Source organism: Sulfurimonas sp. NW15 (assembly GCF_051132285.1).
In the GTDB taxonomy this organism is placed as follows: Bacteria; Campylobacterota; Campylobacteria; order Campylobacterales; family Sulfurimonadaceae; genus Sulfurimonas; species Sulfurimonas hydrogeniphila.
Map to the genome: position 1 here is coordinate 717,967 of NZ_CP093237.1, position 13,561 is coordinate 731,527.

General features: G+C 40.9%; 9 protein-coding genes, 1 tRNA gene and 3 rRNA genes. 12 read left to right on the top strand and 1 reads right to left on the bottom strand.

All coding sequences use genetic code 11. The annotated features are described in order from the left end of the window. The first annotated feature begins 1 nt into the window (after nt 1). From fliM to ccoS, 12 genes are all read left to right on the top strand, one after another. A complete protein-coding gene (gene fliM / locus MLC52_RS03710; RefSeq protein WP_151900775.1) occupies nt 2-1,102 on the top strand; it encodes a flagellar motor switch protein FliM in 1,101 nt (366 codons plus the stop codon). 3 nt (nt 1,103-1,105) lie between these two features. After that, a complete protein-coding gene (gene fliY / locus MLC52_RS03715; RefSeq protein ID WP_151900774.1) occupies nt 1,106-1,990 on the top strand; it encodes a flagellar motor switch protein FliY in 885 nt (294 codons plus the stop codon). Nucleotides 1,991-2,010: 20 nt separating this feature from the next. Continuing rightward, on the top strand, nt 2,011-3,036 hold the full coding sequence (mnmA, locus tag MLC52_RS03720; RefSeq protein WP_346389564.1) for a tRNA 2-thiouridine(34) synthase MnmA: 1,026 nt from the start codon (nt 2,011-2,013) through the stop codon (nt 3,034-3,036). Between the two features lie 449 nt (nt 3,037-3,485). Next, a 16S ribosomal RNA gene (locus MLC52_RS03725) occupies nt 3,486-5,006 on the top strand. Between the two features lie 286 nt (nt 5,007-5,292). Then, a tRNA-Ile gene (locus MLC52_RS03730) sits at nt 5,293-5,369 on the top strand. A gap of 288 nt (nt 5,370-5,657) precedes the next feature. Continuing rightward, nucleotides 5,658-8,550, top strand: a 23S ribosomal RNA gene (locus tag MLC52_RS03735). Nucleotides 8,551-8,764: 214 nt separating this feature from the next. Further along, a 5S ribosomal RNA gene (gene rrf / locus MLC52_RS03740) occupies nt 8,765-8,880 on the top strand. The 16S, 23S and 5S rRNA genes sit together here with 1 tRNA gene alongside, the layout of an rRNA operon. A 120-nt stretch (nt 8,881-9,000) precedes the next feature. Further along, nucleotides 9,001-9,594, top strand: coding sequence for a D-sedoheptulose-7-phosphate isomerase (locus MLC52_RS03745; protein ID WP_346388491.1), 594 nt, complete (start codon nt 9,001-9,003; stop codon nt 9,592-9,594). Nucleotides 9,595-9,597: 3 nt separating this feature from the next. Continuing rightward, nucleotides 9,598-10,110, top strand: a complete 513-nt coding sequence (gmhB, locus tag MLC52_RS03750) for a D-glycero-beta-D-manno-heptose 1,7-bisphosphate 7-phosphatase (RefSeq protein WP_151900771.1) — start codon at nt 9,598-9,600, stop codon at nt 10,108-10,110. Beyond that, on the top strand, nt 10,094-10,597 hold the full coding sequence (locus MLC52_RS03755; protein ID WP_230973246.1) for an asparaginase domain-containing protein: 504 nt from the start codon (nt 10,094-10,096) through the stop codon (nt 10,595-10,597). Before gmhB ends, MLC52_RS03755 begins: the two co-directional genes overlap by 17 nt. Next, the gene (locus MLC52_RS03760; RefSeq protein WP_434581354.1) at nt 10,587-12,980 is read left to right on the top strand and encodes a heavy metal translocating P-type ATPase; all 2,394 of its coding nucleotides are present in this window, start codon (nt 10,587-10,589) and stop codon (nt 12,978-12,980) included. The genes MLC52_RS03755 and MLC52_RS03760 overlap by 11 nt, the downstream gene beginning before the upstream one ends. Nucleotides 12,981-12,983: 3 nt before the next feature. Continuing rightward, the gene (gene ccoS / locus MLC52_RS03765; protein ID WP_151900769.1) at nt 12,984-13,226 is read left to right on the top strand and encodes a cbb3-type cytochrome oxidase assembly protein CcoS; all 243 of its coding nucleotides are present in this window, start codon (nt 12,984-12,986) and stop codon (nt 13,224-13,226) included. Between the two features lie 40 nt (nt 13,227-13,266). On the opposite strand, the gene MLC52_RS03770 is transcribed toward ccoS, so the two are convergent. Further along, nucleotides 13,267-13,554 carry a c-type cytochrome gene (locus MLC52_RS03770; protein WP_151900768.1) on the bottom strand — a complete coding sequence of 96 codons (288 nt, stop codon included), beginning with the start codon at nt 13,552-13,554 and terminating at the stop codon, nt 13,267-13,269. Nucleotides 13,555-13,561 lie beyond the last annotated feature (7 nt).

Consider the following 13,561-nt stretch of genomic DNA (forward strand, 5'->3'; position numbering starts at 1 on the left):
CATGGCAGATATACTATCACAGGAAGAAATCGATGCGCTTTTGGATGTTGTTGAAGATGAAGGTGAAAATGTCTTAGAGAGTGATGAAGATGCTCTTTTGCCTCAACGGCAGGTAACTCTCTATGATTTTAAACGTCCAAACAGGGTTTCAAAAGAGCAGCTTCGTGCATTTCGCGGTGTTCATGACAAAATGGCCAGAAGTCTGGCTTCTCAGATATCTTCAATTATGCGTTCTATTGTTGAAATACAGCTTCACTCTGTTGATCAGATGACCTATGGTGAATTTTTGATGAGTTTGCCAAACCCTACAAGTTTTAATGTGTTTTCGGTGAAGCCTCTTGAGGGAAGCGGCATTATAGAAATCAATCCTTCCATTGCTTTTCCTATGCTTGACAGATTGCTTGGAGGAAAAGGAGAACCTTTCGATGCAAGTCGGGAATTTTCAGATATAGAACTCAGCCTGTTTGAAACAATACTTCGTGTTATGATGAGCACGCTAAAAGAGGCATGGGCTCCTGTTATGGAAATTTATCCGGCAATAGAATCCAAAGAATCTTCTCCGAATGTCGTTCAAATTGTTGCACAAAACGAAATTGTTGTTATGGTGGTAATGGAAATCATCATAGGGCACAGTTCCGGTATGATGAATATATGCTATCCTGTTATCTCATTGGAACCTGTTTTGCCAAAACTTGCAAGCCGTGATTTAATGTTAAACGAAACAAGTTCTAAAAAAAGCAGAAATATGGAGCTGAAGGTTCTTCTCGGTGGGGCAAAAGTAAATGTAGAAGCAAATTTGGGTGATGCAGATTTAACTATGCATGATATACTTGAATTGAAAATCGGTGATGTAATCAGGCTCTCAAGTGCTGCAGATGACATTGTGACTGTTGCAGTAGATGGAAAAGAGAGATTTCGTGGTGAAATAGGACTGCGGAGGTTCAGAAAATCAATTAGTATTACAGAGATTATTGAAACAGAAAAAGATACCGTCAAGCGTGCACTTGAGAATTTAGAAAAACAAAGACACGAAAAAATTTCCGGGGTTAAAGATATAATTCATGAAGGTGAAACGGAATTTGAAAACAAATATGAGGAGTAAAAAATGAGTGACTTTATAAAACTATTTGAAGATGAAACAGTTGGTACTATTGAAGCACTTATTGGAACTGCTCCAACTTTAGAGTTAAAAGAAGAACAGGAATTAAGCATCATTTCAAACATTGTTCCGCCTATTGTTTTGGTGAAAATCAAGGTAAGCGGAGATGTGGATGCAGAGGCAATGGTAGCGTTACCACCAAATCTGGCAGCATCACTTTCAGATATGATGATGGGTGAAGAAGCCAGTGAGAGAGAAGATGTAAGCGAAGACGATATGGATGCTACAAAAGAGATAGTATCAAATATTTTTGGTGCTATTGCAAATACGCTCTCTGCTCAAAAAGAGTTGCCTGTATTGTCTTTCAGTATTGAAAATATAGAATTGGTCGGCGATAATGATGAAGTAAGTCTCGAAGCTTTCAGCAGAATGTATGTATATAAGTTTAACCTGGAATCCGTGCATTCATTACTGATGTTTATTATAGATGAAAAATTAAAAAATGTCCTGTTTCCAGCAGAATCTTCAAAAGAAACAGTAAATGCACATGACCATGCGAGCAGTGCCGATACTTCGGAACATGTAATATCAAATTGTGAAGAAGATATTACCTTGAGCAGTGAAGAGATGAAAAACATTGCTCTTATTATGGATGTAAAACTTCCTGTAAAGGTAAGAATCGGGAAAAAAAGAATGTTGCTAAAAGATGTACTGAATATGGATATCGGCTCGGTTATCGAATTAAACCAATTGGCAAATGATCCGTTGGATATTTTGGTAGATAATCATGTGATAGCACAGGGTGAAGTAGTTATTGTAGATGGTAACTTTGGAATACAAGTAACAACGATAGGCACGAAAAAAGAAAGATTAACACAGCTTAAAGGTTAATAAGAAAGTTTGAGGACATAATGAAAGAAAAAGTTTTAGTAGGAATGAGTGGAGGGGTTGATTCAACAATTACTTCTTTATTGTTAAAAGAGCAAGGGTATGAAGTTGAAGGATTATATATGAAACTTCATTCAAAACCCGGATATCATGAAATTCACCAGGCACGTGCACAAAAAGCTGCTGACTTTGTCGGTATTAAATTGCATGTACTGGATTTACAAAAAACATTTAATGAAAAAGTATTTCAACCGTTTATTGATACATACGCTGAAGGAAAAACTCCAAATCCGTGTGCCCTGTGCAACAGAAATCTTAAGTTTGGTGAAATGATAAAATTCGCTGATGAAATCGGTGCAGAGTATTTGGCAACCGGACATTATATTAAAACAGATGGAAAGTATCTCTACTCTGCAGATGATGATACAAAAGATCAAAGTTATTTTCTTTTTTATATTAACAGAGAAATTCTACCAAGATTAAAATTTCCATTAGGTGAAAGACATAAAAAAGATATAAAAGCGTTGGCTGCATCCATAAAAGGATTGGAATCATTTTCATCTCAGGCAGAATCAAGTGAAATCTGTTTTGTGGAAACAACATATACGGACCTTTTAAAAGACTATGTTCAGGTTGATCAGCCGGGAGAAGTTCTTGATCAAAATGGCAATGTTATAGGTGAACATAAGGGATATATGCACTATACGATTGGAAAGCGTAAAGGCTTTACAGTACATGGTGCCCATGATCCTCATTTTGTACTGAGTATTAATCCGAAAAAAAATCAAATAGTTGTCGGGAAAAAAGAAGATCTGGCATGTTATGATGTAAAACTCAATAATCTCAATATGTTTGATGACAGAAAAGAGTTTGACACAACAGTGAAACTGCGTTACAGAACTAAAGCAGTCAAGTGCCATGTAAAAATAGAAGCAGATGTAGCCTATCTGAAACTCGAAGAGAGTGTATTCGGTGTTGCAGTCGGACAGGCTGCGGTATTTTATGATGATGATAAACTTATAGGCGGCGGCTGGATTATAGAGTCTTAGCTGCCAACAAACTTCTATAAAAAGTAACAAATAAAAAACTTCAAAAACTTTTTCAAAAACCCACCAAACATTAAGCAGTCTCTAAGCAATACTCCCCTATAATTCCCATCCACAAACAGAGAGACCTTGTTTAAAAGGCCTGAAGAGACTTCGAGTAGAAGCTTTTAAAAATGTTTGAGATCATTGAAAACTAAGCAAGTAAGAGACTCTTTAACTTTAGAGTTAAAGAGATAAATTACTTAGAAATAACTAATAAACAACAACCGTCTATTCTATTTTGAAATCCATACAGGCTTGCCTGTATGGTTCCCTTAATAGTAATAGATAACTATACAGTCTAGTAATAGAACCTTAAGCAGTTTTATTAAGACTTAAAATAACAAAGCCAATGATTTAATAATCTTGGGCAAAAGATCAGTAATAAGTTTACTTATCTTTCTGTAATAACAATTATGGAGAGTTTGATCCTGGCTCAGAATGAACGCTGGCGGCGTGCTTAACACATGCAAGTCGAACGGTAACAGATGGTAGCTTGCTACTATGCTGACGAGTGGCGCACGGGTGAGTAATATATAGATAATGTGCCCCTTGGACCGGGATAGCCATTGGAAACGATGATTAATACCGGATACTCCTTCTTACCATAAGGTAAGTCGGGAAATGGATTCCGCCAAGGGATCGGTCTATATCCCATCAGCTAGTTGGTAGTGTAAGAGACTACCAAGGCGATGACGGGTAGCGGGTTTGAGAGGATGATCCGCCACACTGGTACTGAGACACGGACCAGACTCCTACGGGAGGCAGCAGTGAGGAATATTGCACAATGGGGGAAACCCTGATGCAGCAACGCCGCGTGGAGGATGACGCATTTCGGTGTGTAAACTCCTTTTATATGTCAAGAAAATGACGGTAGCATATGAATAAGCACCGGCTAACTCCGTGCCAGCAGCCGCGGTAATACGGAGGGTGCAAGCGTTATTCGGAATCACTGGGCGTAAAGGACGCGTAGGCGGGTTGGCAAGTCAGATGTGAAATCCTACAGCTTAACTGTAGAACTGCATTTGAAACTGCCGACCTAGAGTATGGGAGGGGGAGATGGAATTAGTGGTGTAGGGGTAAAATCCGTAGATATCACTAGGAATACCGAAAGCGAAGGCGATCTCCTGGAACATAACTGACGCTAAGGCGTGAAAGCGTGGGGAGCAAACAGGATTAGATACCCTGGTAGTCCACGCCCTAAACGATGTTCACTAGTCGTCGCTCTGCTAGTCAGGGCGGTGATGCACTTAACAGATTAAGTGAACCGCCTGGGGAGTACGGTCGCAAGATTAAAACTCAAAGGAATAGACGGGGACCCGCACAAGTGGTGGAGCATGTGGTTTAATTCGAAGATACGCGAAGAACCTTACCTAGCCTTGACATTGAGAGAACCTGCCAGAGATGGCGGGGTGCCCTTTTGGGAGCTCGAAAACAGGTGCTGCACGGCTGTCGTCAGCTCGTGTCGTGAGATGTTGGGTTAAGTCCCGCAACGAGCGCAACCCTCGTCCTTAGTTGCTAGCAGGTTAAGCTGAGCACTCTAAGGAGACTGCCTTCGTAAGGAGGAGGAAGGTGAGGACGACGTCAAGTCATCATGGCCCTTATGGCTAGGGCTACACACGTGCTACAATGGGGCGTACAGAGTGTTGCGATACCGCGAGGTGGAGCTAATCACTTAAAGCGTCTCTCAGTTCGGATTGGAGTCTGCAACTCGACTCCATGAAGCTGGAATCACTAGTAATCGTAGATCAGCAATGCTACGGTGAATACGTTCCCGGGTCTTGTACTCACCGCCCGTCACACCATGGGAGTTGATTTCACCCGAAATCGGGAAGCCAACCTTCGGGGGGCTACCGCTTACGGTGGAATTAGCGACTGGGGTGAAGTCGTAACAAGGTAACCGTAGGAGAACCTGCGGTTGGATCACCTCCTTTCTAGAGTAAAGAGCACTCATTCGATTGAGTGGCTCAACACAAGAAAATCTCACACGAGAAATAGTTTATTGGTTGTTTCAAAAGTTAACTTACTTGCTTAGTTTTCAGTGATCTGTGTTCATTTGAATTACGATTATGTCAAAGGTGTAACCTTGAGAGGGCTTTGCTTTCTGAGGGATTTTAGCTTTAGTCAAGGAAGGTTCTTTGCTGAAGGCGGAGCGTACAAACTGTACGTGACAACTGAAGTAAAGGTTCTGACGCAGAATAAAGTTAAAAGCACCAGAAAGGGCCTATAGCTCAGCTGGTTAGAGTGCACCCCTGATAAGGGTGAGGTCCCAGGTTCAAGTCCTGGTAGGCCCACCATTTCTTAGCGATTTGCACTTAAAAAAGAAACTCACATACTAAAGTATGCTTCGCTTCTTTTTTAAGCACAACTCATCTAAGAAACAAGTTTCTAAATTAAATATAAGTTCTTAAAGTCATAAGAATTTATATTTGGTTTAAAAACCAAACGATCATTAAATTACAATTGTTAAAGTCAACAACTTTAATTATAGAGATATAATTAAAAACTAAATAACTACAATAACAGATCATTCATCTTGTTTAATGTATTCATACATTAAATAAGGTAGTGAACGCAACATAGAATAAAAAGATATTAAGGGCCATAGGTGGATGCCTTGGCTAGTAGAGGCGATGAAAGACGTACTAGGCTGCGAAAAGTCTCGGGGAGCTGCCAAGAAGCTTTGATCCGGGAATTTCTGAATGGGGCGACCCAGCACGGAGCGATTCGTGTTACCACCTTCGGGTGGGGCGAACCTAGGGAAGTGAAACATCTCAGTACCTAGAGGAAGAGAAATCAAACGAGATTCCGAGAGTAGCGGCGAGCGAAATTGGAATAGGGCGCATACATTTAGCATATTTGTTAGCAGAACATTCTGGAAAGGATGAGCATAGAGGGTGATACTCCCGTAAGCGAAAACATTTATGTGGAACTAAGGTATGGAACGAGTAGGTCGGGACACGTGTTATCTTGACTGAATATGGGGGGACCACCCTCCAACCCTAAATACTACTACTAGACCGATAGCGAACAAGTACCGTGAGGGAAAGGTGAAAAGGACCGCGGTGAGCGGAGTGAAATAGAACCTGAAACCTATGGCTTACAATCATTCGGAGCACTATTAAATAAGTGTGACGGACTGCCTTTTGCATAATGAGCCTGCGAGTTGTGGTATCTGGCAAGGTTAATCGAACGAGAAGCCGTAGCGAAAGCGAGTCTTAATAGGGCGACATAGTCAGATGCTGCAGACCCGAAACTGAGTGATCTATCCATGAGCAGGTTGAAGCTGGTGTAAGAGCCAGTGGAGGACCGAACCCGTAGAAGTTGAAAATTCTTGGGATGACTTGTGGATAGGGGTGAAAGGCCAATCAAACTCAGTGATAGCTGGTTCTCTCCGAAATATATTTAGGTATAGCCTCGAGCATTAGCGTATAGGGGTAGAGCACTGACAGGGCTAGGGCTGCTTACCGCGGTACCAAACCCTATCAAACTCCGAATACTATACGTGTAACCTCGGGAGTCAGGCGTAGGGTGATAAAATCCTATGTCGAGAGGGGAACAACCCAGACTAACAGCTAAGGTCCCAAAGTTTTATCTAAGTGGAAAAGGATGTGGAGTTGCTGTGACAACCAGGAGGTTGGCTTAGAAGCAGCCATCCTTTAAAGAAAGCGTAACAGCTCACTGGTCTAGCGATTCTGCGCCGAAAATATAACGGGGCTAAGATAAACACCGAAGCTTTAGATTTACAGTTTACTGTAAGTGGTAGGAGAGCGTTCCATTCAGCGCTGAAGGTATACCGGTAAGGAGTACTGGAGCGGATGGAAGTGAGCATGCAGGCATGAGTAGCGAGAAAAGAAGTGAGAATCTTCTTCGCCGTAAACCCAAGGTTTCCTACGCGATGCTCGTCATCGTAGGGTTAGTCGGGACCTAAGTCGAGTCCGAAAGGGGTAGACGATGGCAAATCGGTTAATATTCCGATACCGACATTACATCGTTTGAGTGATGGGGGGACGCATAGAGTTAAAGGGGGTCACTGATGGAATAGTGGCTCGAAGGACGTAGGTCGACGAGTAGGCAAATCCGCTCGTCAAGCGACCGAGATCTGACAGGCTGGTCAATCTTTTCGGAGAGCGACCAGAACCCTTGATACTGTCGTGCCGAGAAAAGCCTCTAAACGAGATGTAATGTTGCCCGTACCGTAAACCGACACAGGTGGGTGAGATGAGTATTCTAAGGCGCGTGGATGAACCCTTGTTAAGGAACTCTGCAAACTAGCACCGTATCTTCGGTATAAGGTGTGCCCTAAGTGTTATGGGATTTACTCCCAGAAGCACTGACGGGTCGCAGCAAAGAGTCCCTCCCGACTGTTTACCAAAAACACAGCACTCTGCTAACACGTAAGTGGATGTATAGGGTGTGACGCCTGCCCGGTGCTCGAAGGTTAAAAGGATTGCTTAGCTTCGGCGAAGGCATGAATTGAAGCCCGAGTAAACGGCGGCCGTAACTATAACGGTCCTAAGGTAGCGAAATTCCTTGTCGGTTAAATACCGACCTGCATGAATGGCGTAACGAGATGGGAGCTGTCTCAACAAGGGATCCAGTGAAATTGTAGTGGAGGTGAAAATTCCTCCTACCCGCGGAAAGACGGAAAGACCCCGTGCACCTTTACTATAGCTTGACACTGCTATTGGGATATTCATGTGCAGGATAGGTGGGAGCCGTTGAATCCAGGACGCCAGTTCTGGAGGAGGCATCCTTGAGATACCACCCTTGAATATTCTGATAGCTAACTCCGTACGATTATCTCGTGCGAGGACAATGTCTGGTGGGTAGTTTGACTGGGGCGGTCGCCTCCTAAAAAGTAACGGAGGCTTACAAAGTTCGGCTCAGAAGGGTTGGAAATCCTTCGTAGAGTATAATGGCATAAGCCGGACTGACTGTGAGACATACAAGTCGAGCAGAGTCGAAAGACGGTCATAGTGATCCGGTGGTTCTGTGTGGAAGGGCCATCGCTCAAAGGATAAAAGGTACGCCGGGGATAACAGGCTGATCTCCCCCAAGAGCTCACATCGACGGGGAGGTTTGGCACCTCGATGTCGGCTCATCGCATCCTGGGGCTGGAGCAGGTCCCAAGGGTATGGCTGTTCGCCATTTAAAGCGGTACGCGAGCTGGGTTCAGAACGTCGTGAGACAGTTCGGTCCCTATCTTCCGTGGGCGTAGGAACGTTGAGGAGAGCTGACCCTAGTACGAGAGGACCGGGTTGGACGTGCCACTGGTGCACCAGTTGTCCTGCCAAGGGCATAGCTGGGTAGCTACGCACGGATGAGATAACCGCTGAAAGCATCTAAGCGGGAAGCCAACTCCAAGATGAACGTTCCCTGAAGTACGCTTGAAGACTACAAGCTTGATAGGCTGGATGTGTACGCACAGCAATGTGTTTAGCTGACCAGTACTAATAGTACGTTTGTCTTTTTACCAAGTTCTTAAATGAACACAATTGCTTCACTACCTTATTTAGTGTATATATACTAATAAGAGATATGTTAGTAGTTATTTGGAACCGGTACTTTAGTGCCGGCTGTTGTTGATTTTACCAATTCTAACTTAATGAGTAATTATTAACTCACTCAACTGGTCCTTGTAAGATCAGATATAAATACATCAGTCAGATGTCTTTATATCTGATCTTGTCTAGGTGGCTATAGAGAGAGGGAAACGCCTGGCCCCATTCCGAACCCAGAAGCTAAGCCTCTCATCGCTGATAATACTGCAGGTTTCACTTGTGGGAATGTAGGTCGCTGCCTAGTTGATCAGATTTTTCTTCTTAACTTTCAATCTTTTTAATCAAACAACTGACTTTTTTACCAAATCTACCTTTTACTAAGTAATTCTATGATATTATTTTATATATAATTTTAGGATGATATATGAAAAAATATATAAAAGATCAAATTAAAAAATCATATGAAACAAAACAGGCTATTTATGAAAATGATGATTTACTTTCTAAGATAGAAAAGGTGGCGTATGAGTGCGTGAATATATACCGTCATACAAACAAAAAAACAATTCTTGCAGGAAACGGAGGCAGTGCTGCGGATGCACAGCATATTGCTGCGGAACTTGTGGGCAGGTACGGTTTTGACAGACCTTCCATTCCTTCATTGGCGCTTACTACAGATACATCAAATCTTACTGCCATTGGCAACGATTACGGATATGATCAGGTCTTTTCCCGTCAACTTGAAGGAATGGGACAAGAAGGTGATATTTTTATCGGTATTTCAACTTCTGGTAATTCACTTAATATTATTAAGGCATTTGAGTCTGCAAAGAAAAAAAAGATTATGACAGTTGCTCTCACGGGTCGTGATGGTGGTGAAATGGCAAAAATGGCTGATATTGCCCTTATTGTTCCTTCAAATGCAACACCTAGAATTCAGGAAGCTCATATATTGATAGGACATATTCTTTGCGACATCATTGAGAAAGAGATATTTGGTGAGGGTGTTGGCAGATAAGAGATGAAAAAGGCACTTTTTTTAGATAGAGACGGTGTTGTCAATGTTGAAAAAGAGTATCTCTATAAGAGAGAAGATTTTGAATTTATTGATGGTATATTTGATTTGTGTAAACATTATCAGAATTTAGGATATTTGATTATTATTGTAACAAATCAGTCTGGTATAGCGAGAGCATATTATACAGAAGAAGATTTTGAGTTGCTTACAGACTGGATGATACAAGAGTTTAAAAAGAGAAATATTGATATTGCAAAAGTCTATCATTGCCCGCATCATCCGGATATTAATATAAAATGTAGTTGCAGAAAACCTGAACCGGGAATGATTTTGGAAGCACAAAAAGAATTTAATTTGGATTTAACACATTCTTTAATGATTGGCGATAAGGAACGGGATATTGAGGCTGCCATAAATGCCGGTATTTCAGAAACATATTTATTTGATGAAATGAATCAGATCAGAAGTTCCAAAGCAACAAAAACAGTCAGTAAACTTGATGAAATATGGAAATAAAATGCTGATACTCAACAGTGGTGGTACATTTAACAAACGATACAATGAAATAAGCGGAGAACTTGAAGTTCCTTATGACAATGCAGCTATTGAAAGAATTTTATTCAGTGCTCAGGAAGTGTACAATCTTGCAGGAGTCGTTTACAAAGACAGTCTGGAGATGGACAGTAATGACAGACGTATGCTTGCTGATATTATACGGGAATCAACAGAAGATACTTTTGTGATAGTGCATGGCACCGACACTATGGAGCTCAGTGCCGAGTTTTTGGATGAAGTATTTGATGACAGAAAAATCATTATTACGGGCGCTATGAAACCGTTTGAAATTGACAATATTGAAGCATCCTTAAATCTTGGTATGGCTATCGGATATGCAAAAGCGGTAGAAAAAAATGGTGTTTATATATGTATGAGCGGCTTAGTCGAACCTTGGAAAAACATTCAAAAAAACAGAAATATAGGGAAGTTTGAAGTTGTCAGATAAAATAGCCTGTGATCACTGTCATTTAGAATTTTCAAAAGATGTAATGATACAAGAGGATGAACATTACTTTTGCTGTAACGGCTGTCAGGGTGTATTTCATTTACTTTCAGATGAAGGATTGGACGGTTTTTATGATAAGCTGGGCAATAATAAACTTGCACCGCCTTCACAGCAGTACGAAGACTCTTTAAATTTTGATTCGCCGGCATTTTATGAACGCTTTGTTACACTCAATAAAGATGGCTTCTGTGAAGTTTCTTTGGTTATTGAGGGTATTCACTGTGCTGCATGTGTCTGGCTGAACGAAAAAGCTTTGACAAATATGCAAGGTGTTATTGCTACGAACATCAATTATACAAACAACAAAGCAAAGATTGTCTGGGATGATGATACGGTCAAACTCTCCAAAATTATAGATATGATTCGTGCCATCGGATATGATGCATACCCTTATGATGCTTCACTGCAGGAACAAAAAGCAGATAAGGAGCGAAAGGAATATTACACACGGATGGCTGTTGCTGTTTTTGCGACGATGAACATGATGACGATTATGGTTGCGCAGTATGCCGGTTATTTCAGTGGTATATCTGAAAATATCAAACATATACTCAATATCGGAGAGTGGGTTTTAGCAACTCCTGTACTTTTTTACAGTGGATGGCCTTTCATTCGCGGAATGTATTACGGGATGAAGACAAAAACAGTAAATATGGACACACTTGTTGCTACTGGGGCGATACTAACCTATATATACTCTATTTATATTACTGTTACGCGCAGTGGTGAAGCCTATTTTGATTCGGTGACGATGATTATTACTTTTGTACTGGTTGGAAAATTCTTAGAGGTTTTAAGTAAAAAAAGTATTGCCGATACTTTGGATATTATGAATCATCATCTGCCAAATGATGTTAAAGTTGTTGTGGATAAAAAGATTAGTACGAAAAATGTCAATGATGTCATTGTAGGCGAAATTGTTTTGGTAAATTCAGGAGAACGTGTTGCTCTTGACGGTGAGATACAAGAAGGAAGCGGAAATTTTGATGAATCAAGCCTGACAGGTGAAAGTGAGCCTGTTTTTAAAACTGCAGGAGAGAATATCATCAGTGGAACGGTAAGTATTGATGCCGATGTCAAATATAAAGTTACGAGAGATTTTGCACACTCCACAATGAGTAATATTGTAGCCTTGCTGGAAAATGCAATGAATAACAAGCCAAAAATTCAGCAGTTGGCAAACAGGCTGAGTGAATATTTTTCCGAAGTGATACTGGCACTCTCTTTTATAACTTTTATCGGATGGTATCTTTACTCATCCAATTTTGAGCAGTCTTTTATGATCAGTATTGCCGTTATAGTGATAGCCTGTCCCTGTGCCCTTGCTCTGGCGACACCTGTCGCAACACTGGTCGGTCTCTCTATCGCTTCAAAAAGGGGGATACTTTTTAAAGAAGCTGCTCAGCTTGAGACAATGGCAAAGGCAGATGTTTTATTACTTGATAAAACAGGAACGATTACAAAAGGTCGACCTGAGGTTGTCAAAGAGGAAATATTTCTGCCGTTTCACAAGTCTATGCTTTATTCGTTATTGCTTAACTCAAAACACCCTGTTGCCAAAGGTGTGGAAAAATATATTTTTGATGAGGATTTGGATCCCTTAGAACTGGAAAGCTTTCAAAATATACCTTCGCAGGGTTTGAGCGCGATGTATGACGGGAAGATGCTTGCAGGCGGGAATGCGAAACTCATGCAAACCATAGGGATTGACGTCTGTAGTTCAAGCCAAAACAGTGAATTTTATTTTGCGTACGGCGGAGAACTTTTGGCTAAATATGAACTTTTTGACATACCGCGTGAGGATGCAAAAGAGGCTATAGCCAAAATTAAAAAAATGGGTATAGAGATAATTATGCTCACAGGAGACCATGAAGAGAGTGCCAAAAAAGTAGCGCAACTCGTTGGAATTGAACAGTACAAATCTGAACTGACACCTCAGGACAAAGCAGTATTTATAGAAAACCTGCATGAAAATGGCAAAGTAACCGTTATGGCCGGGGACGGGGTGAATGATATTTTAGCCTTGGCAGGTTCAGATATTGCAATAGCAATGGGCAACGGAAGTGATATTGCCATAGAGGTGAGTGATGTAGTGCTTTTAAATGATACATTCAGTTCACTTTATGACAGTTTTAAAATCTCTAAAAAAACATTTACAATGATAAAAGAGAATCTTGCACTCTCTTTTATTTATAACGCTATTACAATTCCGTTGGCAATGGCAGGATATATTATTCCTCTTATTGCCGCAATTTCTATGAGTATCAGCTCATTAATAGTAGTAGGAAATTCAATGAGAATCAAATTTGGGTATAAGGATTAGAGTATGAGCAGTTGGGTAATAGGTATGATGCTTGGAGTGTCTATTTTTTTAGGAAGCATAGCTGTTGTGGCTTTGATATGGGCGATAAAGAAAGGGCAGTTTGATGATTCGGAACATTTTTTAAATGCGGTAAAATTTGACGGAACAGATGATTTAAATGATGCTTATGAAAAAGAGCAAAGAGTAAAAGAGTTAAAAGATAAAAAGAAAGAAAGTCTGCGAAAGAAAGATTACAGACCTGAATGACGGTAAGAATGAGTTACCTAAAAAGGTAACTCTAAAAATACTATTTACCGATTGTTTGAGCAAAAGCTTCTAAATCAGCGTCAGAATAACGAGCAACCTGCCCTTTCATGATACCTTTCATTGGTCCGCCGAAAGTTCCAGCTTTATACCCTTTAAGAGCCTCAGCAATTTCAGCGTGAGTCATGTTAGCAACAACTTTAGATTTACCCATTGCTTTCTTTTCCCAGTTAGCACCATGACATGCAGCACAAGCTTTCCCGTTTACTGCAGCAGATGCAGCTGTAACTAATGCTAATGTAGCGATTGAAGCGATTACGATTTTTTTCATTTTGTTT